The organism is Sphingomonas chlorellae (assembly GCF_056485145.1).
The window spans coordinates 377,317-402,338 of record NZ_JBQXXM010000001.1; the positions used below are offsets into that span (position 1 = coordinate 377,317).

Sequence of the window (25,022 nt, forward strand, 5' to 3'; positions counted from 1 at the left end):
CGGTGCGCATGAGGAGGGACGCGCATAGAGTTCTCCATTTGTTCTCGACACGTCGCTCTTGCCACGGGCGCCGGCATGTAGGAAAGTTAAAAAACCCATCCGGTTAGGAGCCGCGTTATGATCACGGCCATTCGCGAAGTACGCAGGGCCAAGGGGCTGACGCTGGAAGAAGTTGCGCAGCGGTGCAGTCCGCCGACGACTGCGCAGACGATTGGCCGGTTGGAAACAGGAACGCGCACGGTTTCGGTCGTTTGGCTCAACCGTATCGCCGATGCACTTGGAGTCGATGCAGCAGATCTGGTGAAAATGCCCGATCGACCCGAAATTGCGGTTGCGGCGACGCTCGACCCCTTGGGTGCGCATGCACCGCGCCGGTCCGCCGAACTGGTGCCGCCGCGCGTGACGCCGGGCACCGTGGCGGTCACGGTGACGGGAAGCGTCGGCGATTATCGTGCGGGTGACGAGATCTGGTGCATCCGCCTGGTGCCCGACGCCTTCGTCAGCGCGCTCAACCGCGACGTGCTGGTGCCGCGTCCGGCGGGACGTTTCCTGTTCGGCCGGCTGATCGGTCGCGAGCAGGGCAAGCTGCATCTGCTGCCGCTGGGCAGCGGCACGCGGCAACAGGTCGTTGCCGACCCGCCCTGGATCGCCGCCGCGGCGCGGCTTGTGCGGACGCTGTAGCCTGCTGCCGGGGCGCGGCTTTGCGCGTCGTGGCCGCGGTCCATCGGGACCACTACGCACTTGCCCCGGAACGGGTGCGGGCGCAGTCTGCGGCGCGCAGGAGGAAACAATGAACAAGATTGTCCGCGCAACGATCATTCCGGCGATTGCGGCCTTTGCGCTCGCCGCGCCCGCCATGGCCGAAGACTGGGACTTCGTCCTCACCAACAACACCGGCAAGGGGATCAAGACGATCGAAGTGGGCGCCGCCGGATCGGGCAAGTGGCAGGCGAACAAGGTCGACCCCGACCAGAAGCGCGAGGCGGTGCTGAAGAACGGCGTTCGCACGACGGTGCATTTCGACAAGGGTGCCGAATGCAAGGTCGACGTCAAGGCGACGTTCGACGACGGCGCCTCGGCAGTGTGGTCGAACATCAATGTGTGCGACAACTCGTTCGTCGTGCTGAACTATGCCAACGGCACGCCGACGTTCAAACTGAACTGATCGCGGCTTCGTGACCATGGCCGCGTCCCGGACGCCGGGGCGCGGCCGTCGTGCTGGGGGAATTGCGCAGGGCTGCGGCGTGATCTGCAGCGGTTTGATCTGCGACGCCGTGCCGGCACAGCCTGTCGCGGTGGTGGGCGGTGACGGGCTCGAACCGCCGACCCTCTCGGTGTAAACGAGATGCTCTACCAACTGAGCTAACCGCCCGGTCGCCGCTAGCTAGTCGCAAGGGCGCTTGCTGTCACGTCGAAAATGGGCGTCCACCAACCGACGGCTCGCGGTATTTCGGGTGTGTCATACAAGCCCTAGCCCGGCATTGCGCAGCGCCCCGGTATAGGCGCGCATGGCATCGAGCGCGCGCTCGGTAAGGCCGATATAAGCGCGGCGTCGATCGTGGGGATCAGCCTGGCGTTCGAACAGGCCCACATCGTGCAGCGTACCGATCCAGCGCAGCGCGGTCGTCGGAGGAACGGCGGCGGCGATGCAGAGGCTCGACACCGAAACGCGGCGGTTTTCGAGCGTCGCCGCGAACAGGTCGAGCAGCATGTCCCAGGCGGGATCGGCGAACAGATCCTCGCCGAAAAACTGGCTACGCAGCCGCCGCGCGCGGATGACGCCGCGTACCGTTGCGGCGTCGATGCCGTCCGCCGGTCCGGTGCCGTCCCGCCGATCGCCCTCGGGGCCCCGATAGCCGGTGCCTGGCGCGCGCATCCGTAGCGGTTCCGGCGCGGTCGCGTCTTCGGTCAGGCGCAGCAGCGCGTCGGCGATTCGTGCAATATCCTCGCTCAGCGCGCGCAGCTGCCGCGCATCGGGATCGCGTCCGACGTCTCGGAATCGCAGGGGTGCGCGTCGACGCGCCAGCGTGAGCGCGGCAAGCCGGTCTGCAGCACTTTCCTCGCAAAGGATCTGGCAGCGCGGATGGCCCAGCAGCGGTGCGATCGCGTCGATCTGGTCGCGATCGACGGCGACGATCCACGCCGGATGCTCCTTTTCGGTCAGCGGAAGCACCCGGTGCATCATCGCGGCGACGGCATCCGGGGCAGCGCCGGTGCAATCGAGCACCGCGAGGTCGGCCGCCGCCGCCGCGCTCAACAGCGACGCGACCTCTTCGAACGCGCCGCTCGCGAGGATGCGGAAGCCGGCTGTGTCCCCCGCCGCTTCCAGTAACGCCCGGCGTGCCGTCCGATGCGCGAGGATCAGCGCCGAGGGAGTGAGATCATAATCGAAGATCGTTGCCGCTAGGCTTTCGCTTGATGCCATCGGATCCCCCGCCCCGGTTCGGTCGATGCCGCAGCATCCCGAACGATTGAGTCCTGTTTCCTCCGTTCCGGAGGTTATCGGGCGACCCGTCTGCCCGGGCCGGGCGAGCGCATCCATTGTGGAGCCGATTGCCCACGCGCGAATGCGACGCCGGTCCTGAGGCCTGCGAAATTACAACGCTATTCCAGCGCCTTGACGATATCTTCAACCATCTTCTTCGCGTCTGCAAGCAGCATCATCGTATTGTCGCGATAGAAGACTTCATTGTCGACACCGGCATAGCCGACGCCGCCCATGCTGCGTTTCACGAACAGGACGGTCTTGGCCTTTTCAACGTCGAGCACCGGCATGCCGTAGATCGGTGACGACTTGTCGGTCTTGGCGGCCGGATTGGTCACGTCGTTGGCACCGATCACGAAGGCGACGTCGGTCTGAGCGAACTCGGAGTTGATGTCCTCGAGTTCGAACACTTCATCATAGGGCACGTTTGCCTCGGCGAGCAGGACGTTCATATGTCCCGGCATCCGGCCCGCGACGGGGTGGATCGCATATTTCACGCGAACGCCGTGCGCCTTCAGCTTGTCGGCCATCTCGCGCAGCACGTGCTGCGCCTGCGCCACCGCCATGCCATAGCCGGGAACGATGATGACCTGTTCTGCCTGCGACATCAGGAATGCCGCGTCGTCGGCCGAACCGCGCTTCCAGGGGCGGTCGATCGCCGCCGCCGCGCCGGCGCCCCCGCCAGCGTCCCCGCCGAATCCCCCGGCGATCACGCTGAGGAAGCTGCGGTTCATAGCACGGCACATGATGTACGAGAGGATCGCACCCGAACTGCCGACCAGCGCACCGGTGATGATCATCGCCGAATTGTGCAGCGTGAACCCCATCGCCGCGGCGGCCCAGCCCGAATAGCTGTTGAGCATCGACACCACGACGGGCATGTCGGCCCCGCCGATCGGGATGATCAGCAGGAAGCCGATCGCAAAGCTGAGCGCGGTGATCGTCCAGAATACCCAGGGCGACTGGTCGGTCACGAAATAGCCGACGAGCCCCAGGATCGCGGCCAGCACGGCAAGGTTGAGCAGATGGCGCCCGGGGAGCAGGATCGGCTTGCCGCTCATATTGCCGTTGAGCTTGAGGAAGGCGATGACCGATCCCGAAAAGGTGATCGCACCGATCGCCACGCCCAGGCCCATTTCGACGCGACTGACCGGATGGATCGCCTGGAACGGCTGACCGATCAGCGGCACGACCAGGTCGGCGATGCCGAACGCGGCCGGATTGAGGAAGGCTGCACAGGCGACGAGCACTGCCGCCAGGCCGACGAGCGAGTGGAAGGCGGCGACCAGCTGCGGCATCGCCGTCATCGCGATCCGACGTGCGGTGACGAAGCCGACCGCGCCGCCCGCGACGATTGCGATCGCGAGCTCGACGGGGCTCGCAATGTCATGGGTGATCAGCGTCGTGATCACCGCCAGACCCATGCCGATCATGCCCAGCCGGTTGCCGCGTCGGCTGGTCGCCGGGCTCGAAAGGCCGCGCAGCGCTAGGATGAAGCAGATCCCTGCGACTAGATAGGCGAGTGCGACCCAAGCGTTCACAGGAGCAGCCTCGGGCATGTCAGCGCTCCTTCTTCTTGTACATCGCGAGCATCCGCTCGGTGACGGCAAAGCCACCGAAGATGTTCACCGATGCGAGCGCCACCGCGATCAGCCCCAGCCATTTGGCGATGCCTGCGCCGCCGGCCATCGCGGCGATCAGCGCGCCGACGATGATGACCGAGGAGATGGCGTTGGTCACCGCCATCAGCGGGGTGTGCAGCGCCGGCGTGACCGACCAGACGACGTAATAGCCGACGAAGCACGCCAGAACGAAGATCGACAGGATCGAGATAAAGTCCATGGCGCCCCCTTGTTCGTCAAAAATGGTTAAGCGGCAGCGGCTCCGTTCCATGCGACGATAGCATCGAGGCACAGGTGAAAGGCCGCCATGGCCGCGGGATCGGGTTCGTCGATGCTGGTCCAGTGTCCACCGGTCAGCGCCGCGGCCCCCGACAGCATCAGATTGTCGGGATGGCCGAAATCCTCGATCGCGGCACCCGAGCGATCGGCCGCCGCATCGGCGGGGAGGCCGAGCATGGTGCGACTGCGGGTCGCGGCATCGCGCGAATCCGCGGAATAGGCAAAGACCGGCCGACCGAGCGCGGCAAAGAAGCCCAGTTCGAAGGCCGTACCGACATCGGCGTGCGCGCCACGAAAGGGCGTGCAGTTGGCCAGGATCGCATCGGCCGAGCGCATCAGTGCGAAATTGGCGCGGCAGATCGCCACGCCGTCGTCGAAGCCGCCCCCGGCGCTAGGTGTCCCGTCGATGTCGAAGGGAAACAGGCCGACGATGCCGCGCGCGGTGCAGGCGTCGATCTTGGCGCGTGCCACCGCGCGGGCATTGCCCAGAAAGACGTCGGGGCCGGCCAGATAGACGCGCCGGATCGCGGGGCGGGGCAGCGTCATGCGACCAGCCTTGGGTGCACGACCTGCCCCTTGCGCGTCAGCCGAATCGCCTCGCCGATCTCGTCCCCTTCGAGCAGCACCGGACGCCCGGCTTCCTTGTCCCAGAAGGCTGCGAGGAAATTGTAGAGGTTGCGCGCGAACAGCGCCGAGGCGTCGGCGGCAAGCCGCCCGGGCACGTTGCGATGGCCGACGATCTTGACGCCGTGCCGCTCGACGATCTCGCCCGGTACCGATCCTTCGACATTACCGCCCTGTTCGACGGCGAGGTCGACGATGACGCTGCCCGGCCGCATCGTTGCCACCTGGGCGTCGCTGATCAGCCGCGGCGCGGCGCGACCCGGAATGAGCGCGGTGGTGATGACGATGTCCTGCTTCGCGATGTGCGACGAGACCAGCTCGGCCTGCGCAGCCTTGTACGCGTCGCTCATCTCGGTCGCGTAGCCGCCCGAGCCCTCGCCTTCGATTCCCGCGACATTTTCGACGAAGATCGGCTTGGCGCCCAACGACAGGATCTGTTCCCGGGTCGCCGAGCGCACGTCGGTGGCGGAGACCTGGGCACCCAGCCGGCGCGCGGTGGCGATCGCCTGGAGCCCCGCGACGCCCACGCCCATCACGAAGACGCGTGCGGCGGAGATCGTGCCCGCAGCCGTCATCATCATCGGGAAGGCGCGGCCATATTCGTTCGCCGCGTCGAGCACCGCCTTGTACCCGGCCAGGTTCGATTGCGACGACAGGATGTCCATCGACTGCGCGCGGGTGATTCGCGGCATCAGCTCCATCGCCAGCGCCTCGAGCCCCAGCGCCGCATAGCGATCGACGCGGTCGCGATCGCCAAACGGGTTGAGCCCCGCGACGAGCCAGGCGTCCGCAGGCGCGCCAGCAAGCGAATCGGGATCGGGGCCCTGGACGCCGAGCAGAATGTCGGCGCCCGCAAGCACCGATTCGCGCGAGCCCACCGCAGCGCCGGCGGCGGCATAGTCCGAGTCGGCCACCGACGCCGATTCGCCCGCGCCGGCCTCGACCGCGACGGTTGCGCCGAGCGCAACGAATTTCTTCACCGTTTCGGCAGTCGCGGCGACGCGACGCTCGCCCGGGGCGGTTTCCTTGAGGACTGCGATCTTCACGTCAGCTAGCGATCCGCAAAACCACCAGTGCCGCAATGAGGAAAACCACGAGGGTTCCCCATTTCATCAAACGGGTAAACCCGTTGAATGTCTCCTGATGGCCGCGCAGATCCGCGCCCTGCTCTCCCGTATTTGCCATGCGCTCTTGTCCCTTGCCGCACCGCTCGTCAAAAACTGTATCGGGCGCAACGATTCCTCTCAAGCCCGTGCTTGCAAACAAGCATTGTGCGTGCGTTTAAGTTGCCCTTTACCGATGTTGCGTAACAATCGACCTGAAACGGGACAGTGAGGACACGGAACGGGGATGACGCGGAACGGCCAGCGCCTCCTGATGCTGATCGACGATGAGCCTGCGCAGCGCCGGCTGGTGGCGGCGATTGCCGCGCGCCGCGGCTGGCGAACGCTGTTCGCCGGTGAGGGCGAGACGGCGATCGCGACGCTCGGCACTCCCGACGGCATGGCGCTCGACGCGGTGTTGCTCGATTATGCGACATCCGATTCGGATGCCGCGGAGCTGATCGGGGAATTGCGGGCGCGGCGGCCGCAATTGCCGATTCTGGTGTTGACGGCGAACGGATCGGTGGCGTCGGCGGTGAGCGCGATGCGCGCCGGGGCGACCGATTTCCTGGTCAAGCCGCTGGCGTCCGAACGGCTGCTCGCCGCGCTGGAGGCGGCGACGGGCGGCAAGAGCGCCGGCGAGCTGCGTCCGCTGACCGAAAAACTCTCGGCAAATCTGGGGTTTGACGAGATTGTCGGCGCCGCGCCGCAATTCCGCGCCGCGCTGGCGATCGCGGCCAAGGCGGCGCGCGCGCGCGTCCCCGTGCTGATCGAAGGCGAGAGCGGCGTCGGCAAGGAGGTGATCGCCGAGGCGATCCACGCCGCCAGCCCGCGCGCCAAACGCCCGATGGAGATCGTCAATTGCGGGGCGATTCCCGCAAATCTGGTCGAATCCGAGCTGTTCGGGCACGAAAAGGGGGCGTTTACCGGCGCTTTCGAACGCAAGATCGGCCGTTTCCAGGAAGCCGATGGCGGCACGCTGTTTCTCGACGAAGTCGGCGAAATGCCGATGGAGGCGCAGGTCAAACTGCTCCGCCTGCTCCAGACGGGCGAGATCCAGCCGATCGGCGCGCGCCACGCCCGCGAGGTCGATGTCCGCGTGATCGCCGCGACCAACAAGAGCCTGGCCGCCGAGGTCGAGGCGGGGCGGTTCCGCGAGGACCTGTATTACCGGCTGAACGTCGTCCAGGTCGCGATCCCGCCGCTGCGCGAACGCGCCGCCGACATTCCCGCACTGGCCCGCCACCTGCTCGCGCGGATCGCCGAGCAGCCGGGGCTGCGCCCGCTGGGCATCACCGACGACGCGCTGACGCTGCTTGCCGCCTATGACTGGCCGGGCAATGTCCGCCAGCTCCAGAACGCGCTGTTCCGCGCGGCAGTGCTGTGCGACGGCGACGGGCTGACCCGCGCCGACTTCCCGCAGATCGCGCAGCTCGCGCTCGGCCGCCCCGAACAGCCGCCCGCCCCGCCGCACGCCAGCGGCAGCGCGGGCATCACGCTGTTCCGCCCCGACGGCAACCTGCGCGCGCTCGACGAGATCGAGGCCGACGTGATCCGGTTGGCGATCGGCCATTATCGCGGCCGCATGACCGAAGTGGCGCGCCGGCTGGGGATCGGCCGGTCAACGCTGTACCGCAAGCTGGGCGAGCTGGGGATCGACCAGAGCGCCGCCTGACGCGCCGCGCCGTCCGCCCGTTCACCGCCGTCCCGCCCGAACCCGAACGCCCGGGCGCCCGCCAGACCCGCGCCCAGGCCCCCGGTGCCGTCAGCGCGCGACGAGCGCCGCGTCCTGCATCCCGCGCCACACGCGCAGCGCCTGCACCGTTTCGAACACATCATGGACGCGGACGAGCTGAACCCCCAGGCTCGCCCCCTTGAGCGCGAGCGCGAGCGACCCGCCCAGCCGCGCATCGGCCGGCGCCTCGTTCGACAGCGCGCCGATCATCCGCTTGCGACTGGCGCCGAGCAGCACCGGACAGCCGAGCCCGTGGAACAGCGCCAGCCCGTTCATCAGCGCAAGATTGTCCGCCAGCGACTTGCCGAAGCCGATCCCCGGATCGACGAGGATGCGCGCGCGCGGCACCCCCGCCGCCGCCACCGCATCGACGCGCGCGGCCAGCCAGTCATAGACGTCGAGCAGCGGATCGGCATAGCCGCCCGCGCCCGCCGCGCCGTTGCGCGGATCGCCCGCGTGCATCAGCACCACCGGGCACCCCGCGCGCACCACGGTTTCGAGCGCGCGATCGTCATAGAGCAGCGCCGACACGTCGTTGACGAGATGCGCGCCCGCGCCCAGCGCCGCCGCCATCACCGCCGCCTTGCGCGTATCGACCGAAATCGCAGCACCCGCCGCCGCGAGCCGTTCGACGACGGGGACGACGCGCGCGATCTCGTCGCCCTCCCACACCGTCTCCGCGCCGGGCCGCGTCGATTCGCCGCCGATGTCGAGCAGCGCGGCGCCCGCGATCGCCAGGTCCATCCCCGCCTGCGCCGCCGCCGCGGCATCGCCGTGATGGCGGCCGCCGTCGGAAAAGCTGTCGGGCGTGACGTTGAGGATGCCCATCACCTGCGGCTGGTCGAAGCGCAGCACGCGCGACCCGAGCGTCAGCGGCGCGCGCGGCGCGGTGATCGCCGTCGCGATCGGCGCGAGCCGCGGATCGTCGGCGACCGCGGCGACGGGCAGCGTGCGCTGAACGACGCGCCGCCCGTCGACCGCCGCGATCAGTTCGTAACCCGCAAACCAGCGCAGCCCCCCCGCCAGCCGCGCCACCGCACCGTCATCCCCGACGGGCGTGTCGACGAAGCGGACGGGACGCAGATAGAGGCGGGCAGCGGCGGGAAGATCGATCACGCCCGCCTTCTAGGGCGAAGCGCGGCGGCGGGGGAAGGGCGTCCGTAAATACAACCCCGCCGCACAAGAAATGATCTGCCATAGACGATGATGCAGCGCATCTGCCTTCGCTCAATCTTGCGGAGCGCAATGCAGATTCTCAGGACGGAGCTGCTGTCGAGCAAGCCCGAAGACGACCGATGGCCACGGTCGAGGCTCTCCATCTTGGCTGTTCCGCAACGGCACGGTGAATGAACATATATACTTGAGGTTATCAAAATATCGCTTCAAAAATATGGAAAGGAGCGAATATGATTGAGAAGACACGGAGCATCACAGTCCGTCTGCTTCGAGACGGCAAGCAGCCCGAAGACGCAGTTAGAGAAGGTGTGATTCTCCGTCCCTGGCCAGCCTTCGAAGGAGCCAAGATCGTTACGGGGCATGTTGGCGGTAATCCGCCATCGTGGACTGATTTGCTCGCACTGAAAGACGAGGAGAGGGAAAGCCTCTATCAGCGATTCGCGTATGGGCTTGTTTTTCTTCACGTTGAAAATCGGTGGTTCGCGATCGCATTTGGATTGGGGCACAGCAAACTAGATCCTGCCGTGATAGAGCAGGATTTTGGTCTCAAAGTTGTTCTCAATTCAGTTGATCACACGAAGCTCAAAAGTGCTGATATCCGAACGCCAGACAGTAATACTGTTAGCCGTAGGTCGCAGGCTAGCCGTAGTTCAGAGCATACTATTTTTGACATTGATCCTGAGCGTGATATTGTGCGCGGGCTGCATGGCGAGCCAAAAGACAAGTTGTTCGCTTCAAAAGTATCCGGTGCGGACGCGCTCACGGTGCGACGTAAAGTTATGTTAGAGGATCTTCCGAAAATATGTTCGGAATCGCTTAAGTTATATTTTGCAGAGGATTATAAAAAGGAGTTTGGCTGGATTGATCATATTCGGCACGTTAGGGAAGTCGACCAAATTGCGAAATTAGATGAGGAATTGGCGAAGGCGCTTACGAACGCACTTTCAGCCGGGTTGGGGCGGGCTGATGATATCGCATTAGCTTATCCATCAATTTATGATCCCGAAAAGCTTGGCTGGGTCCGCTTCAGAGGTTTTGGCCTGAGAGAAATTTTTCCAGATCTTGAGATCGAGCATTATCTGAGCGGCCTCAAGAAAAGAGGACTAACCGATATTACTCCGGATTGTTTAAGGGCTCACACCATTCAAGAGTGTGACGATACGGGGCAAATTATCGGAAATAGCTGGCCGATACATGAATCATTGGTGTTTGAAGCGCAGCTTGACGAAGCTAATTATGTGCTATCTGGTGGGAGATGGTATCGAATCGCTGATGATCTGGCCAAAGAGGTACAGGCATTTTTTGATCAGGCTGAAAAGGTGGAGCTTCCTGAAGCCAACGCAGGAGAAAATGAGGAGCGCTACAATGAGCGTCTCTCAGCTTCTAAAGAAGAAATGCTCTGTCTCGACCGAAAGCTTGTCAAGCCAAGTGGTGCATCTTCTTCGATTGAAGTTTGCGATTTTTTGGGCAGGGATAGGCGATTCGTCCATGTGAAAGACAAGACCGCTTCGTCAAGGCTGAGTCATTTGTTCAATCAGGGACTTGTTTCAGCGGTCACGTTCAAGCGAGATAGTGTGTTTCGGGCGGAGTTTCGTAAATTGATCGAAGGGCAGCTCGGCCGCGCTGATTACGCGGCGTTAATCCCGGCAGAGGGTGCCGAGTGGAGCCCTGGGGACTTCAAGGTTGTGTTCGGTGTACTAGCGAACACCACTCACGGGAAGGAACCGAAGCTCCCATTCTTCAGCCTCATCGCGTTCCGTCAGGCTGCTCGCCATATCAAAGACGAGCTCGGTTACAAGCTTGCGTTCTCGTGGATTCGAAAGGCTGGTGCAGGCGAAGGGGTAAAGCCGAAGAAGCAAAATCAATAGATTTTGTTCATCTTAACGAGCAATCTGTTAGCCGTGAGCGCTTAAAATATCATCCGACTGCTCATCTAATTGCCGAATTAGGGACAGAAATCGTAAAGATCGCGCGCATTGTCGGCCTGATTGCTTTGCTGAAGCCGAAGGCCGTGGTTTGATTATGGCGTGAGGGGCAGTCGCGAGCTGCTTGAGATGATAGGATTTTCTTGGGGGCGCTATATTCCGATAGGTGCGCTGGCGGGCGGACGCGATGAGGACGCCTCGCCCGCCGCCCCCGTCAGGGCTGGGTCGCGAGGAGGTAGGTTTGGCGGAGGGCGTCGATCGGCTGGAGGGTGCCGTCGGCTTCGAAGTGCCAGAAGGTCCAGCCGTTGCACGAGGGCGCGCCCTGAAGCGTCGCGCCGAGCTTGTGGATCGAGCCGGTGGCGGTGCCCGCGCGCAGCGAGCCGTCGGCGCCGACGATCGCCTGGAAGCGGCGGCGCGAATCGGTGAGGACGGTGCCGGGGGCGAGATAGCCGTTTTCGACGAGCTGGCCGAAGGCGACGCGCGGCGCGGCCTTGGGCGCCTGCATCGTCGTCAGCGCCGATTCGTCGAGCGGCAGCGCGTCGGCGATGCGTTCGAGCGCCGCCTCGCAATAGCCGGGCTCGCGCTCGATCCCGATCCAGCGGCGGCCGAGACGCCGCGCGACCGCGCCGGTGGTGCCGGTGCCGAAGAACGGATCGAGCACGACGTCGCCCTTTTTGGTCGAGGCGAGCAGGATGCGATAGAGCAGCGCCTCGGGCTTTTGCGTCGGGTGAACCTTGACCCCGTCCTTCTTGAGCCGTTCCTGGCCGCCGCAGATCGGGAACTCCCAGTCCGAGCGCATCTGAAGCTCGTCGTTGAGCGTCTTCATCGAGCGATAGTTGAAGGTGTAGCGCGCCTTTTCGCCCTTCGACGCCCAGATCAGCGTTTCGTGCGCGTTGGTGAAGCGCGTGCCCTTGAAATTGGGCATCGGGTTCGCCTTGCGCCAGATGATGTCGTTGAGGATCCAGAAGCCCAGATCCTGCACCGCGGTGCCGACGCGGAAGATGTTGTGATAGCTGCCGATCACCCAGATCGTGCCGTCGTCCTTGAGGATGCGGCGCGCCTCGGCCAGCCAGGCGCGGGTGAAGGCGTCATAGGCGGCGAAGGTGTCGAACTTGTCCCAATCGTCGTCGACGGCGTCGACCTGGCTCCCGTCGGGGCGATAGAGGTCGCCGCCGAGCTGGAGATTATAGGGCGGGTCGGCGAAGATCAGGTCGATCGACTTGTCGGGCAGCGAGCGCATCGCCTCGACACAGTCGCGCATCAGGATGGTGTCGAGCGGCAGCAGCGCCGCCGGTTCGATCGCCGGTCCGATCGCCGTGCGCGTCCGCGCCTTAACCTTTTCCAACACCCCCATCGCGACCGAACTCCCTGTTGAAGAACAGCCTATTCGTCGGGTGGCGAGTCCGCCGTCAAGACGCCGGTTTTGCGCGGGAATCCGCGAGTCCCGGCGCAAAGCGGCCGCAACGGGCCGAACGGCGCGGCGCGCAACCAGATATTGAGTCAACAGCTTATCCACAGGCTCAAGCGCTGGTGGTGTTGCAAAAAAGACTCAGTCCGGCGGTTTTGCGCGGGGAGCGGGCGTTAACCGATTGGCCGGGGCGGCGCCACCCCCGGCGATGCGCAAAATGCCGGAGGGCGGCGGCGCCGGGGCGCGGGGTGCTCGGGTGGGGCGGTGGCGCCGGGGCGCGCGCTATTCGGCGGCGCGGATCGCCGGGCCGAAATCGAGCTCCGCCTGCGCGACGGGCGCGAAGCTGCGCCGGTGGAGCGGGGTGGGGCCGAGGCGGCGCAGCGCCTCCTGATGCGCGCGGGCGCCATAGCCCTTGTTGCTCGCCCAGCCATAGCCGGGATAGCGCGCGTCATATTCGATCATCAGCGTGTCGCGATGATGCTTGGCGACGATCGACGCCGCCGCGATGGAGAGGCAGCGCGCGTCGCCGCCGACGATCGCCTCGCTGGGGTGCGGCCAGTCGGGGCAGCGATTGCCGTCGACGAGCACCATCGCCGGCGCGAAGCCGAGCGCGTCGACCGCGCGGCGCATCGCGAGCATCGACGCCCACAGGATGTTGAGCGAATCGATCTCCTCGACCGTGGCGATGCCGATGCCGACCCGGGCGCAGCGCAGCAGCTCGGCCGCGAGGCGGGCGCGGCGGGCGGCGGTGAGCGCCTTTGAATCGTTGATGCCGTCGGGCAGGCAATCGGGATCGAGCCGCACCGCCGCCGCGACGACGGGACCGGCGAGCGGGCCGCGCCCGGCCTCGTCGACCCCCACCACGGGGCCGGCGTGGCGGCGTTCGAAGCTGAAATCGGGAAGGCCGGACATCGGGCGCGAACCGGGACGGGGACGGGGCGGGGCGGTCATGCGTCGGCGTCGATCCGCCACGGCGGGAAGCGGCGCATCTCGCCCGCCTGATAGAGGCACAGCGCGTTGCCCGCCGGATCGCGCAGCCGCGCCTCGCGCCAGCCCCATTTGCGGTCGGTCGGCTCCTGGTCGAAGCGGACGCCCTGTTGCTGGAGATAGGCGACGGTGACGTCGAGATCGCCGCATTCGAAATAGGTGACGGGGCCGCCGGGCATCTCGTCGCGCGCCTCGATCGAGAAGGTGGCGCCGCCTTCGGCCTCGAACCGGGCATAGCGCGGGTGCGCGCGGACGATCTGGCGCAGCCCGAGCACGCGGTAGAAGCGCTCGCTGGCGGCGAGATCGTCGGCGGGGACGGTGACCTGGTTGAGCATCGGTTCGAAGAAGCTCATGTTGAGATCGAGCCGCACCGAATGATGCCCCATCGGGCCGTGGCCGCGGCCGAGCCCCGGCGCCTCGCGCATCGCGATGCGGACGAAGCGGCGCGCGCGGCCGACGGCTTCGGGCAGATCCCATTCGGCGGCGAGCCCGCACGCGATCGCCGAGGCGAGCGAGCAGCCGGTGCCGTGGCTGTGCACCGTGTCGATGCGCGGATCGCTCCATTCGATTTCGGGCGGATCGTCGGGATCGACCGAAAAGAGCCGGTCGACGACCTGGGGGCCGGGGACGTGGCCGCCCTTGACCAGCAGCGCGCAGCCATGGTCGTCGGCGAGCGCGCGCGCGGCGGCGCGCTGGGCCGCGGCGTCGATCAGCGGGCGGCGGACGAGCGCCTCGAGCTCGGGCAGGTTGGGCGTGGCGACGGTGGCGCGCGCCATCAGCCGTTCGAACGCGGCGATCGTCGCCTCGTCGGCGAGCACCGCGCCGCTGGAGGCGACCATCACCGGGTCGAACACCACCGGCACGCCGGGCAGGTCGGCGAGCCGTTCGGCGACCGCGGCGGCGGTGCGCGCCGAGCCGATCATGCCGATCTTGACCGCGTCGACGCCGATGTCGCGCACGACCGCGTCGATCTGGGCCAGCACCATGTCGGTGGGGACGGGATGGACGGCATCGACGCCGAGCGTGTTCTGCGCGGTGATCGCGGTGATCGCGGTCATCGCATGGCCGCCGAGCATCGTGACGGTGCGCAGATCGGCCTGGATGCCCGCGCCGCCGCCCGAATCGGACCCGGCGATGATGAGGATGCGTGCGGTCATGGCCGTTACCCCTGATGGCGCCGGGCGGTGGCGGCGGGATGATCGCGCAGCGCCTGGCCGACGCGCGTGGGGCGGTCCATCAGCTCGCCGCCGCAATTGGGGCAGCGTTCGTCGAGCGCATCGGCGCATTCGGCGCAGAAGGTACATTCGAACGAGCAGATGAACGCGCCGTGCACATTGGCCGGCAGATCGGTGCCGCAGCGTTCGCAGTCGGGCCGCATTTCGAGCATCGTCACTCCCCTACCCGGGCCGCCCGGACGGCGTCGCGCCGCGCCGGGTCCGGTCCCAATGTTCCAGCCGCGCGATCAGGCCGCGGCGGCGCGCACCGCGTCGCACACGCGATCGACGATCGCCTCGACCTGGCCGCGATCGTCGCCCTCCGCCATGACGCGGATCACGGGTTCGGTGCCCGAGGCGCGGATGACGAGGCGGCCGTGCGCGCCGAGTTCGGCCTCGGCCGCGGCGATGGCGTCGCGGACGCGATCGTCCTCGAGCGGCTTGCCGCCCTTGAAGCGCACATTCTTGAGCAACTGCGGCAGCGGTTCGAAACGGTGGAGCACCTCGCTGGCGGGTGCGCCCGCGCGGACGATTTCCGCCAGCACCTGAAGCGAGGCGACGAGCCCGTCGCCGGTGGTCGCATAGTCCGACAGGATGATGTGCCCGCTCTGTTCGCCGCCGACATTGTAGCCCGAGGCGCGCATCTTTTCGAGGACATAGCGGTCGCCGACCTTGGTGCGGACGAGCCCGAGCCCCTGCGCCGCGAGATGGCGTTCGAGCCCGAGATTGGACATCACCGTCGCGACGAGCCCGCCGCCCGCGAGCCGCCCGCGCCGCGCCCAGCCGGTGGCGATGAGCGCCATCAGCTGATCGCCGTCGATCACGCGGCCGCTTTCGTCGACGACGATCAGCCGGTCGGCGTCGCCGTCGAGCGCGATGCCGATCGCCGCGCCGCTGGCCACGACGGTTTCGCACAGCACGTCGGGCGCGGTCGAGCCGACGCCCGCGTTGATGTTCTTGCCATTGGGTTCGACGCCGATCGAGACGACGTCGGCGCCGAGTTCCCACAGCGCCGAGGGCGCGACCTGATAGGCGGCGCCGTTGGCGCAATCGACCACGACCTTGAGCCCGTCGAGCGTCAGGTCCGAGGGGAAGGTCGACTTGGCGAAATGGATGTAGCGGCCGCGCGCGTCCTCGACCCGGCGCGCCCGGCCGATGTCCGCCGACGCGGCAAGCGGCACGTCGCCGTCGATCAGCGCCTCGATCGCGAGTTCGTCGGCGTCGGACAGCTTGAACCCGTCGGGGCCGAACAGCTTGATGCCGTTGTCGGCGAACGGATTGTGGCTCGCCGAGATCATCACGCCGAGATCGGCGCGCATCGAATGGGTGAGCATCGCCACCGCGGGCGTGGGCATCGGCCCCACGAGCACCACGTCCATGCCGACGCTGGTGAACCCCGCGACCATCGCGTTTTCGAGCATATAGCCCGACAGCCGCGTGTCCTTGCCGATCACCACGCGGTGGCGGTGATCGCCGCGCCGGAAATGCGCGCCCGCCGCCATGCCGACCTTCATCGCCATCGCCGCCGTCATCGGCGCGAGGTTGGTCGCCCCCCGGATTCCGTCCGTCCCGAAATATTTTCTTGCCATCAGCCTTAATCTCACGCCCTTGTGGCCGCTTGCGCCTGTCGTACTAGCGGCGAAAACCACAAAGGGCGAGCATGTCGCAAACGATCCGTGTTCTTCTTTCGCCGGTCCGCCTGACGATCGGCCGACTTTCGCCGCCGCTGCGCATCCTGGTCTCGCTGGTGATCGGGCTGGTCGCGGGCATCGCCGCCGCGCGCGCGGCGCCCGAGGCGGCGCTGCGCTGGGCCGCCGCGATCGAGCCGGTGGGCACGATGTGGCTCAACGGGCTGCGCATGACGATCGTGCCGCTGGTCGTCGGGCTGCTCGTCACCGGCATCGCGCAGACCGCCGAGGCGGCGCGCGCGGGACGGCTGGCGACGCGGTCGATCCTGGCGTTCCTGGCGATCCTGTGGGGCACGTCGGCGATGGCCGGGCTGGTCACGCCGATGCTGCTCGAGCTGTGGCCGCTGTCGCACGACGCGACGACGGCGCTGCGCGCGAGCTTCCGCGCGGCGGCCCCCGCGGGCGAGATGCCGTCGTTCGCGAGCTTCATCACCGCGCTGATCCCGGTCAACCCGGTGAGCGCCGCGGCGAACGACGCGTTCCTGCCGCTGATCGTCTTTACCACGGTGTTCGCCTTTGCCGTCACGCGGCTGCCCGAGGAGCAGCGCACGGTGCTGACCGGCGTGTTCCGCGCGCTGGCCGACGCGATGCTGATCGTCATCACCTGGGTGCTGTGGCTGGCGCCGCTGGGCGTGTTCGCGCTGTCCTATGCCGTCGGCGCGCGCGCGGGCACCGCCGCGTTCGGCGCGCTGCTCCATTATGTCGCGATCGTGAGCGCGGTGGGCGCGCTGGTCTGGGCGCTCGCCTATCCGGTCGGCGTGATCGGCGGGCGCGTGCGGCTGCGCGACCTGATCCGCGCGACCGGCCCCGCACAGGCGGTGGCGATCAGCACCCAGTCGTCGCTCGCCTCGCTGCCCGCGATGCTGCGCGGCACCGAGGCGCTGAAGGTGCCGGTCGCGACCGCAGGCGTGGTGCTGCCGCTGGCGGTCGCGCTGTTCCGTGCGACCGGGCCGGCGATGAACCTGGCGGTCGCGATCTATGTCGGCCATGTATTCGGCGTGCCGCTGGGGCCGACGCAGCTTGCCGCGGGCGTCGCGGCGGCGGCGCTGACGACGATGGGCGCGGTGAGCCTGCCCGGCACGATCAGCTATATCAGCTCGATCGCGCCGATCGCGGTGGTGATGGGCGTGCCGGTCGAGCCGCTGGCGCTGCTCGTCGCGGTCGAGACGCTGCCCGACATCGTCCGCACGCTGGGCAATGTGACGATGGACGTGGCGGTGACCGCCGCGATCGCCGAGCGCGCCGATGCCCGCGACGGCGCGAGCGAGGCCGACGCGCTGCTCGAACAGGGCTGAACGGCGCGGGGTTCACGCCCGCGCCGAGCGCGCAGGCGGGGGCCGTTGCGCCGGGCCGTGCGTTGGCGGGACGACGGGGCGCGGCCTGTCCATGCGGACCGTTTCCTTCCGCCGCGCGACCGCCTAGAGAGGCCGCCATGCAGATCGCCTTTGTCAAATGCCATGGTTCGGGGAACGACTTTCCGCTGATCGACGCGCGCGCGATGCGGCTGAGCGACGGCGAATGGCGCGCGGTGGCGCGCGCGCTCGCCGATCGCGACGGGCCGGTGGGCGGCGACGGCATCCTGTTGCTGACCGAGGGCGACGCCGATTGCGCGTTCGGGATGCGGATGCTCAACCCCGACGGCAGCGAGGCCGAGACGTGCCTGAACGGGCTGCGCTGCGTCGCGCGCGCGGGGTTCGAGGCGCTGGGGATCGACCATGCGCGCGTGCGGCTGAAAACCAGCACCGCCGAGGTTGCGCGCGAGGCGCCGATCGCGCCGGGCGTCGTGACGATCCGCACCGTCGCCGGGCCGGCGGCGATCGAGCCGGCGGCGGTGGGGCTGGTGGGCATCGACGCGCCGGTGATCGACGCGGCGATCCCCGGGCTGCCCGATGCGGGGCGCTTTACCGCGATCGCGATGCCCAACCCGCACCTGGTCCGTTTTGTCGAGACGGTCGACGAGGCGGCGCTGGTCGCGCTGGGCGACTGGTGCGAGGCGGGGCCGGCGCTGATCCCGGCGCGCGCCAACGTGTCGTTCGTCGAGCTGCGCGGCGCCGATGCGCTGTTCGTGCGCACCTATGAGCGCGGCGTCGGGCTGACCGACAGCTGCGGCAGCGCGATGGCGGCATCGACGCTGGCTGCCGGGCTGACCGGGCGGATCGCGTTCGGGACCGAGGTGCGCGTGTTCAACAAGGGCGGGCTGGTGCGCGGCCGCGCGAGCGCCGAGCGCGTCGTCACGATCAGCGGCAATGCGAGCTTTCTGTACGATGCGACGGTCGAGGTCGACCTGGCCGCGGCGAGCGCGGGCGTGCCCAACATCCATGCCCGCCGGTACGACGAGGTCGCGGCGTGGGAGGCGGCGCTCGCCGCGCTGCGGGCGTGAGCAGATAACCAAATAGGATAAAAGCGCTTGACATCGTCACGCTGATCCGGTACAGCTATGCAACACTGAGAAATTGCGACTCGCGCCGGTCGGGCCGGGTCGCAGCCAGCAGATCGAAACGGGCCGGGGCGGCGACGCCTTTCGGCCCGTTTTGCTGTCCAGCCGATAGGGAGAGCGAGCGATGCACCCTGTGTTGTCGGGCGACGACCTGCGCCCGCGCGTCGATGTGTCGGCGCGGCGCAAGGACCGGATGGTCAAGAAATCGCGGCGATTTCTGGCGCGGCTGACCGAATGCGGCGATCCGGTCGCGGCGGCCGCGGCGGCAGGATCGAGCCTGGCCTATTTCCAGACGCTGCGGCGGCGCGAGCCGGCGTTCGCGGGGGAATGGGCGATCGCGGTGATGACCGCCTATGAACGGCTGGAACAGGCGCTGTTGCGGCGCACGCTGGCGGTGCTCGACACCGACGCGGCGAGCGGCGCGCGGGCGGGCAAGGACGATTATGCGCTGGCGATGCTGTTGCTGGCGCGGCACCGCGCGCGGCAGGGCGAGGCGCGTGCCGAACGCGGCCCGACGGACGCGGCGGCGCGCGGCGCCGGCGATGCCGCGATGCCCGCGCCGCGGGTGAGCGCGGCGGACACCGACGCGCTGCTGCGGCAACAGCTCCGCCTGCTGGCGGGGCCGGGCGGACGCGCGCGGTGAGCGGCGCGGCCGGACCCGGCGCGACGGCCGGGGCGGTGGCGGACGCGGTGGTGGCGAACGCGGCGGTGGCGGACGCGGCAGTGGCGGGCGACGATCCGGTCGCGGCGCTGGCCGCGCTGCCCGAGGCGGCGCGCGAGGCGGTGCTGGCGGCGCTGCCCGTCGTGCACAAGCGCGAGCTGGCGACGCGATGGTCGCGCTGGGCGCACGCCGGCCAGCGGCCGCCGCCGGGCGACTGGCGCGTGTGGCTGATCCGCGCCGGGCGCGGTTTCGGCAAGACGCGCGCGGGCGCCGAATGGGTGAGCGACTATGCGCGGCGGCGCGCCGATGCGCGGATCGCGCTGGTCGGCGCGACGCTCGACGACGCGCGGCGCGTGATGGTCGAGGGGGCGAGCGGGCTGCTGGCGGTGGCGCGCGACGACGAGGCGATCGGGTGGAACCGCACGCGCGGCGAGCTGCGCTTTCCGTCGGGCGCGCGCGGCTATGTCTATTCGGCGCACGCGCCCGAGGCACTGCGCGGGCCGGAGCATCATGTCGCCTGGTGCGACGAGCTGGCGAAATGGGGCCGGTTCGGCGACGCGGCGTGGGACAATCTGATGCTGGGGCTGCGGCTGGGGACGCAGCCGCGCGTGCTGGTGACGACGACGCCCCGCCCGGTGCGGCTGTTGCGGCGGGTGATGGCGATGCCCGACGCGGTCGAGACCCACGGGCGGACGCGCGACAATCCGTGGCTGGCGCCCGGGTTCGTCGCGGCGGTGGAGGCCGAGTTCGCGGGCACGCGGCTGGGCCGGCAGGAGCTGGACGGCGAGCTGATCGAGGAGGTCGAGGGCGCGTTGTGGACGCGCGCGCTGATCGAGGCGCGGCGCGTGGCGGCGGCGCCCGAGCTGGTGCGGATCGTGGTGGGGGTCGACCCGCCCGCGGGCGCGACCGGCGACGAATGCGGGATCGTCGCGGCGGGGATCGGGCGCGACGGCCATGGTTACATCCTGGAGGATGCGAGCGTCGCGGCGTGCGTTCCCGAACGCTGGGCGCGGGCGGTCGCCGCCTGTGCCGCGCGCCACGCCGCCGACCAGGTGGTCGCCGAGGCGAACCAGGGCGGGAAGATGGTGACGAGCGTGCTGAAGGCGGCCGAGGCGGGGTTGCCCGTGCGGCTGGTGCACGCGCGGCACGGCAAGGCGGTGCGCGCCGAGCCGGTGGCGATGCTCTATGAGGCCGGGCGCGTGTGGCACGCGGGCGCGTTCCCGCAGCTCGAGGACCAGCTTTGCGCGCTGCAGATGGGCGGCGGCTATGCCGGGCCGGGGCGATCGCCCGACCGCGCCGACGCGGCGGTGTGGGCGATCGACGCGCTGTTGCTCAACCCGCGTCCGCCGGGCGCGGTCCGGACGCTCTGAGCCCGCGGCGGCGGCGCGGCGGCGATTTTCGATATCAGGCGGAGGGCGGTGATGAAGTGGTTCGGGCGAAAGGCCGGGCGCGAGGGCGCGCGCGTGCCGCTGGGCAGCGGCGGATCGGCGATGGCGGCGGGCGACTGGCCGCGATCCTATGACGCGCAGTTGCGCGAGGCGATGGGCGGCAACCCCGTGGTGCAGCGCGCGGTGCGGATCGTCAGCGACGAGGTGGCGCGCGTGCCGATGACGGCGAGCGACCCCGCGCTGATCGCGCTGGTGTCGCAGCGCATATCGGGGGTGCCGTTGCTGGAGACGGTGGCGGCGCACCTGATGCTCCACGGCAATGCCTATGTGCAGATCGTCACCGACGGCGCGGGCGCGGTGGCGATGCTGTTCCCGCTGCGCCCCGAGCGGGTGAGCATCGAATGCGACGCCGACGGCTGGCCGGTCGCCTATCGCTATCGCGTGGGCGCGCGGACGACGCGCGTGGCGGCCGAGGATGCGGCAGGCCGGCCGCAACTGCTGCACCTGCGCACGATCAATCCCGGCGACGACCATTACGGGCTGGGCTGCCTGGGCGCGGCGGCGGGCGCGGTGGCGATCCACAACGCCGCGACGCGGTGGAACAAGGCGTTGCTCGACAATGCGGCGCGGCCGTCGGGGGCGCTCGTCTATGACCCCGGCGACGGATCGGCGATGACGCGCGAGCAGTTCGAGCGGCTGCGCGGCGAGATGGAGGCGGGCTTTGCCGGCGCGGCCAATGCCGGGCGGCCGATGCTGCTCGAAGGCGGGCTGCGCTGGCAGGCGATGAGCATCACCCCGGCCGAGATGGATTTCGTCGCGCTGAAGGCCAATGCCGCGCGCGAGATCGCGCTGGCGTTCGGCGTGCCGCCGCTGTTGCTGGGGATGCCGGGCGACAACACCCACGCCAATTACCGCGAGGCCAACCGCGCGCTGTGGCGATCGACGGTGCTGCCGCTGGCGCGGATGGTGCTGGAGGCGATCGCGCAGGCGGTGACGCCGTGGTTCCCCGAGGCGCGGCTCGACGTCGACCTGAACCAGGTGCTGGTGCTGGCCGAGGAGCGCGAGCGGCTGTGGCGCCAGGTGAGCGCGGCCGATTTCCTGACCCCCGCCGAGAAGCGCGCGATGCTGGGGATCGAAGGCTGAAAGGGCGTGGGGGGCGCCGGGCGATCGGCCCGGACTTTCGGGGCGGGGACCGAATGCGGCGGCGCGACGCCGCCCGCAACCAGGAGGGACGACATGCGTGAGGAGACGGTGCTGGCGCAGCTGATCGAACAGGCTGCCGCCGAGGGATGCGACGTGGCGACCGCGCGCGCGATCGCCGAGGAGGCCGGCGCGGTGGGCGCGGCGCGCGCGCTGGCGCGGCTGGGCCTGGAGGACGGGCAGGCGGGCAAGGACATGGCCGAGCTGCGCGAGCTGCTGGGCGCGTGGCGCGACGCCAAGCGATCGGCGGTGCGCGCGGTGTTCGCCTGGGCCGGGCGGATGGTGGCGGCGCTGCTGCTCGTCGGGCTGGCGGTGAAGCTGGGCTTTCCCGGCTGGCTCAAATGAGCCTGCGCTTTGCCGGCTATGCCGCGGTGTTCGACGTCCCCGACCGCGGCGGCGACGTGGTGCGCGCGGGCGCCTTTGCCGGCGCGGGCGCGGTGCCGATCCTGTGGCAGCATGGCGGGGCGGCGGTGGGCGCGATCGAGGCGCTGGCCGAGGACGGCCGCGGGCTGCGCGTGATCGGGCGGATCGACGCGCCCGCGCCGGCGGCGGCGGTGGCCGAAGGGCGGGTGACGGGCCTGTCCTTCGGCTATCGCGCGATCGCCACGCGCCAGCGCGCGCGGCGCGAACTGCTGAAGGTCGAACTGATCGAGGTGAGCCTGGTGACGGCGCCGATGCAGCCGCTGGCGCGCATCCACGCCGTCGCCGGGACGGCGTGCAATCCAAGCGGAGGGAGACGAGCATGAGCGACGCGATCAACGAAGCGCTGGCGGCGAGCTTTGCCGAGGTGGAGGGCGCGCGGCCCGCGGTGCGGCCGATGCTGGCGGGCGCGGCGATGCCGGCGACGGGGGCGTTCGAGCGCTTCGTCCGCGCCGGGCAGGGCGCGATCGAGATGAAGGCGATGGCGGGGACCGGCGACGCGACCGGCGGCGTCGCGGTGCCCGAGGAGATCGACGCGCAGATCGATTCGATCCTGAAATCGGTGTCGCCGATCCGCGCGATCGCGCAGGTGGTGGCGGTGGGTTCGGCGGGGTATCGCCGGCTGGTGGCGACGGGCGGCACCCCCGCGGGCTGGGCGGGCGAGGCCGACGCACGGCCCGAGACGGCGACGCCCAGCCTGGCCGAGATCGTGCCGCCGTCGGGCGAACTCTATGCCAACCCGGCGGCGACGCAGACGATGCTCGACGATGCCGCGTTCGACGTCGAGGCATGGCTGGCGGGCGAGATCGCGCACGAATTCGCGCGCGCCGAGGGGGCGGCGTTCGTCAACGGTGACGGGGTGAACAAGCCGCGCGGCTTCCTGCAGCAGCCGGTCGCGACGACGGGCGACGCGACGCGGCCGTTCGGGACGATCCAGTATCTGCCGAGCGGCGCGGCGGGCGCGTTCGGGAGCGCGCCCGAGGAGCGGCTGATCGACCTGGTCCAGGCGCTGCGCGCGCCGTACCGCCAGGGCGCGGTGTGGGTGATGAACGCGACGACGCTGGCGCGCATCCGCAAGTTCAAGACGAGCGACGGCGCGTTCCTGTGGACGCCGGGCATCGCGGCGGGGCAGCCGGCGACGCTGCTCGGCTATCCGGTGGTCGAGGCCGAGGACATGCCCGACATCGGCGCGGGGACGGCGGCGATCGCGTTCGGCAACTTCCAGGCGGGCTATCTGATCGCCGAGCGGCGCGAGACGCAGATCCTGCGCGATCCGTATACGCACAAGCCGTTCGTGCATTTCTATGCCACCAAGCGCGTCGGCGGCGCGGTCATCAATGCCGAGGCGATCAAGCTGATGAAGTTCGCCGCCGCCTGACCGCGGCCGCGCCGGTTCCCCGTCGCCCGCGCGGGCGGCGGGGCCGGACCGGCGATCCATCCCCCGCACCGTTCAAGGAGAGCAACATGACTGCACCGCCCTTTCCGGCGGCGGCGCTGGCGGCTGCGCGCGACGCGGCCAAGGCGCATCTGCGGATCGATGGCGCGGCCGAGGATGCCGCGATCGAGGGCCAGGCCGCCGCCGCGCTGGCGCTGGCCGAGGCGTTCACGGGGCGCACGCTGATCCTGCGCGACCATGCGGAGACGCTGGGCGCGGGCGGCGCGCGCTGGCAGCGGCTGGCCGCGGCGCCGGTGGCGGCGATCACGCGCGTCGAGGGGCTGCCCGCCGACGGCGCGGCGTTCGCGCTGCCGGTCGACGCCTATCAGCTCGACATCGACGCCGCGCAGACGGGATGGGTGCGGATCGTCGCACCGGGCGCGGCGGGGCGCGTGCGCGTCCATTATGCCGCGGGACTGACCGCCGGCTGGGACGGGCTGCCCCCCGCGATCGCGCAGGGACTGGTGCTGCTGATTGCGCATCTGTTCGAGGCGCGCGCGCTGGGCGCGATGCCGCCCGCGGCGATCGCGGCGCTGTGGCGGCCGTGGCGGCGGCTGCGGATCGGATGCGAGGTGCGGCGATGAGCGGCGGGACGCGATTCGGGGCGTTCGCGACGATCGCGCGCCGGGGCGCCGCCGCGGGCGAAGGCGCGGCCCGCGCGGCGGCGGCGCGCGTCGCGGCGGCCGCGCGGGTGCAGATGCCCGGCGTCGCGGCGTCGGTAACCGAGGCGGCGGGGGGCGCGGGCGTCGAGGTGCGGCTGCGCGGGCGCGGGCTGGTGCGGCGCTGGATGGACGACGCGGCGACACGCTGGATCGGAGGATGGCTGCGATGAGCGCGAACCGCCGATTGCACGCCGCGATGGCGGCGGCGCTGCGCGCGCATCCCCCGCTCGCCGAGGGCGTGACCGCGATCCACGACGCGCCGCCGGTGCGCGCGCTGCACCCCTTTGTCGTCGTCGACGACCCGGTGCTGACCGACTGGGGCACCAAGGACCAGCAGGGGCGCGAGGGGCGCATCGCGCTGTTCGTGCGCGACACGGGCGAGCGGCCCGAACGGCTGCGCGAACTGATCGGCGAGGCCGAGGCGGCGATCGAGGCGATGCCCGCCGAGATCGGCGAAGGCTGGCGGATCGTCGGGCGGCTGCTGATGCGCAGCCGCGTGCTGCGCGAGGGCGCCGCGCGCTGGGCCGCGATCAGCGAATGGCGCGTGCGGATGCTGCGCAGCATGTGAGCGCG

At 69.3% G+C, this 25,022-nt stretch carries 27 protein-coding genes and 1 tRNA gene; 15 read left to right on the forward strand and 13 right to left on the reverse strand.

What is annotated here, in order from left to right:
• Positions 1-117: 117 nt before the first annotated feature.
• Positions 118-681: a helix-turn-helix domain-containing protein gene (locus ACT3CF_RS01785; RefSeq protein ID WP_478420020.1), complete on the forward strand. Its 564-nt coding sequence runs from the start codon at positions 118-120 to the stop codon at positions 679-681.
• Positions 682-790: 109 nt separating this feature from the next.
• Positions 791-1,165 carry a hypothetical protein gene (locus ACT3CF_RS01790; RefSeq protein WP_478420021.1) on the forward strand — a complete coding sequence of 125 codons (375 nt, stop codon included), beginning with the start codon at positions 791-793 and terminating at the stop codon, positions 1,163-1,165.
• Positions 1,166-1,296: 131 nt separating this feature from the next.
• Here ACT3CF_RS01790 and ACT3CF_RS01795 read toward each other — a convergent pair.
• The 7 genes from ACT3CF_RS01795 to ACT3CF_RS01825 form a co-directional block, all read right to left on the reverse strand.
• Positions 1,297-1,372, reverse strand: a tRNA-Val gene (locus tag ACT3CF_RS01795).
• Positions 1,373-1,459: 87 nt separating this feature from the next.
• Complete coding sequence (locus ACT3CF_RS01800) at positions 1,460-2,425, reverse strand: winged helix DNA-binding protein (protein ID WP_478420022.1); 966 nt, start codon at positions 2,423-2,425, stop codon at positions 1,460-1,462.
• A 179-nt stretch (positions 2,426-2,604) separates the two neighbouring features.
• A complete protein-coding gene (locus tag ACT3CF_RS01805) occupies positions 2,605-4,044 on the reverse strand; it encodes an NAD(P)(+) transhydrogenase (Re/Si-specific) subunit beta (RefSeq protein WP_478420023.1) in 1,440 nt (479 codons plus the stop codon).
• Position 4,045: 1 nt separating this feature from the next.
• Positions 4,046-4,327: an NAD(P) transhydrogenase subunit alpha part 2 gene (locus ACT3CF_RS01810; protein ID WP_478420024.1), complete on the reverse strand. Its 282-nt coding sequence runs from the start codon at positions 4,325-4,327 to the stop codon at positions 4,046-4,048.
• A gap of 26 nt (positions 4,328-4,353) precedes the next feature.
• A complete protein-coding gene (locus tag ACT3CF_RS01815; RefSeq protein WP_478420025.1) occupies positions 4,354-4,932 on the reverse strand; it encodes a nucleoside 2-deoxyribosyltransferase in 579 nt (192 codons plus the stop codon).
• Positions 4,929-6,056, reverse strand: coding sequence for an NAD(P) transhydrogenase subunit alpha (locus tag ACT3CF_RS01820; protein WP_478420026.1), 1,128 nt, complete (start codon positions 6,054-6,056; stop codon positions 4,929-4,931). The genes ACT3CF_RS01815 and ACT3CF_RS01820 overlap by 4 nt, the downstream gene beginning before the upstream one ends.
• Position 6,057: 1 nt before the next feature.
• On the reverse strand, positions 6,058-6,195 hold the full coding sequence (locus tag ACT3CF_RS01825) for an aa3-type cytochrome c oxidase subunit IV (RefSeq protein ID WP_478420027.1): 138 nt from the start codon (positions 6,193-6,195) through the stop codon (positions 6,058-6,060).
• Positions 6,196-6,360: 165 nt separating this feature from the next.
• On the opposite strand from ACT3CF_RS01825, the gene ACT3CF_RS01830 reads away from it, so the two are divergent.
• Positions 6,361-7,788 carry a sigma-54-dependent transcriptional regulator gene (locus ACT3CF_RS01830; RefSeq protein ID WP_478420028.1) on the forward strand — a complete coding sequence of 476 codons (1,428 nt, stop codon included), beginning with the start codon at positions 6,361-6,363 and terminating at the stop codon, positions 7,786-7,788.
• 90 nt (positions 7,789-7,878) lie between these two features.
• Here ACT3CF_RS01830 and folP read toward each other — a convergent pair whose 3' ends face one another.
• Positions 7,879-8,964: a dihydropteroate synthase gene (folP, locus tag ACT3CF_RS01835; RefSeq protein WP_478420029.1), complete on the reverse strand. Its 1,086-nt coding sequence runs from the start codon at positions 8,962-8,964 to the stop codon at positions 7,879-7,881.
• A gap of 290 nt (positions 8,965-9,254) precedes the next feature.
• Between folP and ACT3CF_RS01840 the strand changes: the two genes are divergently transcribed.
• The gene (locus ACT3CF_RS01840) at positions 9,255-10,892 is read left to right on the forward strand and encodes a DUF6119 family protein (RefSeq protein ID WP_478420030.1); all 1,638 of its coding nucleotides are present in this window, start codon (positions 9,255-9,257) and stop codon (positions 10,890-10,892) included.
• Between the two features lie 271 nt (positions 10,893-11,163).
• On the opposite strand, the gene ACT3CF_RS01845 is transcribed toward ACT3CF_RS01840, so the two are convergent.
• The 5 genes from ACT3CF_RS01845 to glmM all read right to left on the reverse strand — a co-directional run bounded on the left by ACT3CF_RS01845 (position 11,164) and on the right by glmM (position 16,147).
• Positions 11,164-12,303: a DNA methyltransferase gene (locus tag ACT3CF_RS01845; protein ID WP_478420031.1), complete on the reverse strand. Its 1,140-nt coding sequence runs from the start codon at positions 12,301-12,303 to the stop codon at positions 11,164-11,166.
• Positions 12,304-12,639: 336 nt separating this feature from the next.
• Positions 12,640-13,269, reverse strand: a complete 630-nt coding sequence (locus ACT3CF_RS01850; RefSeq protein ID WP_478420032.1) for a ribonuclease HII — start codon at positions 13,267-13,269, stop codon at positions 12,640-12,642.
• A 35-nt stretch (positions 13,270-13,304) separates the two neighbouring features.
• Entirely contained in the window at positions 13,305-14,501 is a 1,197-nt protein-coding gene (gene thiD, locus ACT3CF_RS01855; protein WP_478420033.1) for a bifunctional hydroxymethylpyrimidine kinase/phosphomethylpyrimidine kinase, read from the reverse strand.
• Positions 14,502-14,506: 5 nt separating this feature from the next.
• Positions 14,507-14,731 carry a DUF1272 domain-containing protein gene (locus ACT3CF_RS01860; protein ID WP_478420034.1) on the reverse strand — a complete coding sequence of 75 codons (225 nt, stop codon included), beginning with the start codon at positions 14,729-14,731 and terminating at the stop codon, positions 14,507-14,509.
• Positions 14,732-14,806: 75 nt separating this feature from the next.
• Positions 14,807-16,147 carry a phosphoglucosamine mutase gene (glmM, locus tag ACT3CF_RS01865; protein WP_478420035.1) on the reverse strand — a complete coding sequence of 447 codons (1,341 nt, stop codon included), beginning with the start codon at positions 16,145-16,147 and terminating at the stop codon, positions 14,807-14,809.
• A gap of 71 nt (positions 16,148-16,218) precedes the next feature.
• On the opposite strand from glmM, the gene ACT3CF_RS01870 reads away from it, so the two are divergent.
• The 11 genes from ACT3CF_RS01870 to gp17 all read left to right on the forward strand — a co-directional run bounded on the left by ACT3CF_RS01870 (position 16,219) and on the right by gp17 (position 25,017).
• On the forward strand, positions 16,219-17,541 hold the full coding sequence (locus ACT3CF_RS01870) for a dicarboxylate/amino acid:cation symporter (protein ID WP_478420036.1): 1,323 nt from the start codon (positions 16,219-16,221) through the stop codon (positions 17,539-17,541).
• Positions 17,542-17,678: 137 nt separating this feature from the next.
• Positions 17,679-18,626 carry a diaminopimelate epimerase gene (dapF, locus tag ACT3CF_RS01875; RefSeq protein ID WP_478420037.1) on the forward strand — a complete coding sequence of 316 codons (948 nt, stop codon included), beginning with the start codon at positions 17,679-17,681 and terminating at the stop codon, positions 18,624-18,626.
• Positions 18,627-18,807: 181 nt separating this feature from the next.
• Entirely contained in the window at positions 18,808-19,326 is a 519-nt protein-coding gene (locus ACT3CF_RS01880) for a hypothetical protein (protein WP_478420038.1), read from the forward strand.
• A 65-nt stretch (positions 19,327-19,391) separates the two neighbouring features.
• Complete coding sequence (locus tag ACT3CF_RS01885) at positions 19,392-20,714, forward strand: DNA-packaging protein (RefSeq protein WP_478421312.1); 1,323 nt, start codon at positions 19,392-19,394, stop codon at positions 20,712-20,714.
• A gap of 51 nt (positions 20,715-20,765) precedes the next feature.
• Positions 20,766-21,875: a phage portal protein gene (locus ACT3CF_RS01890; RefSeq protein WP_478421313.1), complete on the forward strand. Its 1,110-nt coding sequence runs from the start codon at positions 20,766-20,768 to the stop codon at positions 21,873-21,875.
• Between the two features lie 93 nt (positions 21,876-21,968).
• The gene (locus ACT3CF_RS01895; protein ID WP_478420039.1) at positions 21,969-22,277 is read left to right on the forward strand and encodes a DUF6127 family protein; all 309 of its coding nucleotides are present in this window, start codon (positions 21,969-21,971) and stop codon (positions 22,275-22,277) included.
• Positions 22,274-22,678: an HK97 family phage prohead protease gene (locus ACT3CF_RS01900; RefSeq protein ID WP_478420040.1), complete on the forward strand. Its 405-nt coding sequence runs from the start codon at positions 22,274-22,276 to the stop codon at positions 22,676-22,678. Before ACT3CF_RS01895 ends, ACT3CF_RS01900 begins: the two co-directional genes overlap by 4 nt.
• Positions 22,675-23,730, forward strand: coding sequence for a phage major capsid protein (locus ACT3CF_RS01905; protein WP_478420041.1), 1,056 nt, complete (start codon positions 22,675-22,677; stop codon positions 23,728-23,730). The genes ACT3CF_RS01900 and ACT3CF_RS01905 overlap by 4 nt, the downstream gene beginning before the upstream one ends.
• Before the next feature lie 86 nt (positions 23,731-23,816).
• Positions 23,817-24,371, forward strand: a complete 555-nt coding sequence (locus ACT3CF_RS01910; protein WP_478420042.1) for a head-tail connector protein — start codon at positions 23,817-23,819, stop codon at positions 24,369-24,371.
• Positions 24,368-24,619: a hypothetical protein gene (locus ACT3CF_RS01915; RefSeq protein WP_478420043.1), complete on the forward strand. Its 252-nt coding sequence runs from the start codon at positions 24,368-24,370 to the stop codon at positions 24,617-24,619. Before ACT3CF_RS01910 ends, ACT3CF_RS01915 begins: the two co-directional genes overlap by 4 nt.
• Positions 24,616-25,017, forward strand: coding sequence for a tail completion protein gp17 (gp17, locus tag ACT3CF_RS01920; protein WP_478420044.1), 402 nt, complete (start codon positions 24,616-24,618; stop codon positions 25,015-25,017). Before ACT3CF_RS01915 ends, gp17 begins: the two co-directional genes overlap by 4 nt.
• Positions 25,018-25,022: the final 5 nt, after the last annotated feature.

What these genes read in the sequence shown, in the direction of transcription:
- ACT3CF_RS01785 (WP_478420020.1), top strand. Translation starts at nt 118, where the DNA reads ATGATCACGGCCATTCGCGAAGTACGCAGGGCCAAGGGGCTGACGCTG.
- ACT3CF_RS01790 (WP_478420021.1), top strand. Translation starts at nt 791, where the DNA reads ATGAACAAGATTGTCCGCGCAACGATCATTCCGGCGATTGCGGCCTTT.
- ACT3CF_RS01800 (WP_478420022.1), bottom strand. Translation starts at nt 2,425, where the DNA reads ATGGCATCAAGCGAAAGCCTAGCGGCAACGATCTTCGATTATGATCTC.
- ACT3CF_RS01805 (WP_478420023.1), bottom strand. Translation starts at nt 4,044, where the DNA reads ATGCCCGAGGCTGCTCCTGTGAACGCTTGGGTCGCACTCGCCTATCTA.
- ACT3CF_RS01810 (WP_478420024.1), bottom strand. Translation starts at nt 4,327, where the DNA reads ATGGACTTTATCTCGATCCTGTCGATCTTCGTTCTGGCGTGCTTCGTC.
- ACT3CF_RS01815 (WP_478420025.1), bottom strand. Translation starts at nt 4,932, where the DNA reads ATGACGCTGCCCCGCCCCGCGATCCGGCGCGTCTATCTGGCCGGCCCC.
- ACT3CF_RS01825 (WP_478420027.1), bottom strand. Translation starts at nt 6,195, where the DNA reads ATGGCAAATACGGGAGAGCAGGGCGCGGATCTGCGCGGCCATCAGGAG.
- ACT3CF_RS01830 (WP_478420028.1), top strand. Translation starts at nt 6,361, where the DNA reads ATGACGCGGAACGGCCAGCGCCTCCTGATGCTGATCGACGATGAGCCT.
- ACT3CF_RS01840 (WP_478420030.1), top strand. Translation starts at nt 9,255, where the DNA reads ATGATTGAGAAGACACGGAGCATCACAGTCCGTCTGCTTCGAGACGGC.
- ACT3CF_RS01845 (WP_478420031.1), bottom strand. Translation starts at nt 12,303, where the DNA reads ATGGGGGTGTTGGAAAAGGTTAAGGCGCGGACGCGCACGGCGATCGGA.
- ACT3CF_RS01850 (WP_478420032.1), bottom strand. Translation starts at nt 13,269, where the DNA reads ATGTCCGGCCTTCCCGATTTCAGCTTCGAACGCCGCCACGCCGGCCCC.
- thiD (WP_478420033.1), bottom strand. Translation starts at nt 14,501, where the DNA reads ATGACCGCACGCATCCTCATCATCGCCGGGTCCGATTCGGGCGGCGGC.
- ACT3CF_RS01860 (WP_478420034.1), bottom strand. Translation starts at nt 14,731, where the DNA reads ATGCTCGAAATGCGGCCCGACTGCGAACGCTGCGGCACCGATCTGCCG.
- glmM (WP_478420035.1), bottom strand. Translation starts at nt 16,147, where the DNA reads ATGGCAAGAAAATATTTCGGGACGGACGGAATCCGGGGGGCGACCAAC.
- ACT3CF_RS01870 (WP_478420036.1), top strand. Translation starts at nt 16,219, where the DNA reads ATGTCGCAAACGATCCGTGTTCTTCTTTCGCCGGTCCGCCTGACGATC.
- dapF (WP_478420037.1), top strand. Translation starts at nt 17,679, where the DNA reads ATGCAGATCGCCTTTGTCAAATGCCATGGTTCGGGGAACGACTTTCCG.
- ACT3CF_RS01880 (WP_478420038.1), top strand. Translation starts at nt 18,808, where the DNA reads ATGCACCCTGTGTTGTCGGGCGACGACCTGCGCCCGCGCGTCGATGTG.
- ACT3CF_RS01890 (WP_478421313.1), top strand. Translation starts at nt 20,766, where the DNA reads ATGAAGTGGTTCGGGCGAAAGGCCGGGCGCGAGGGCGCGCGCGTGCCG.
- ACT3CF_RS01895 (WP_478420039.1), top strand. Translation starts at nt 21,969, where the DNA reads ATGCGTGAGGAGACGGTGCTGGCGCAGCTGATCGAACAGGCTGCCGCC.
- ACT3CF_RS01900 (WP_478420040.1), top strand. Translation starts at nt 22,274, where the DNA reads ATGAGCCTGCGCTTTGCCGGCTATGCCGCGGTGTTCGACGTCCCCGAC.
- ACT3CF_RS01905 (WP_478420041.1), top strand. Translation starts at nt 22,675, where the DNA reads ATGAGCGACGCGATCAACGAAGCGCTGGCGGCGAGCTTTGCCGAGGTG.
- ACT3CF_RS01910 (WP_478420042.1), top strand. Translation starts at nt 23,817, where the DNA reads ATGACTGCACCGCCCTTTCCGGCGGCGGCGCTGGCGGCTGCGCGCGAC.
- ACT3CF_RS01915 (WP_478420043.1), top strand. Translation starts at nt 24,368, where the DNA reads ATGAGCGGCGGGACGCGATTCGGGGCGTTCGCGACGATCGCGCGCCGG.
- gp17 (WP_478420044.1), top strand. Translation starts at nt 24,616, where the DNA reads ATGAGCGCGAACCGCCGATTGCACGCCGCGATGGCGGCGGCGCTGCGC.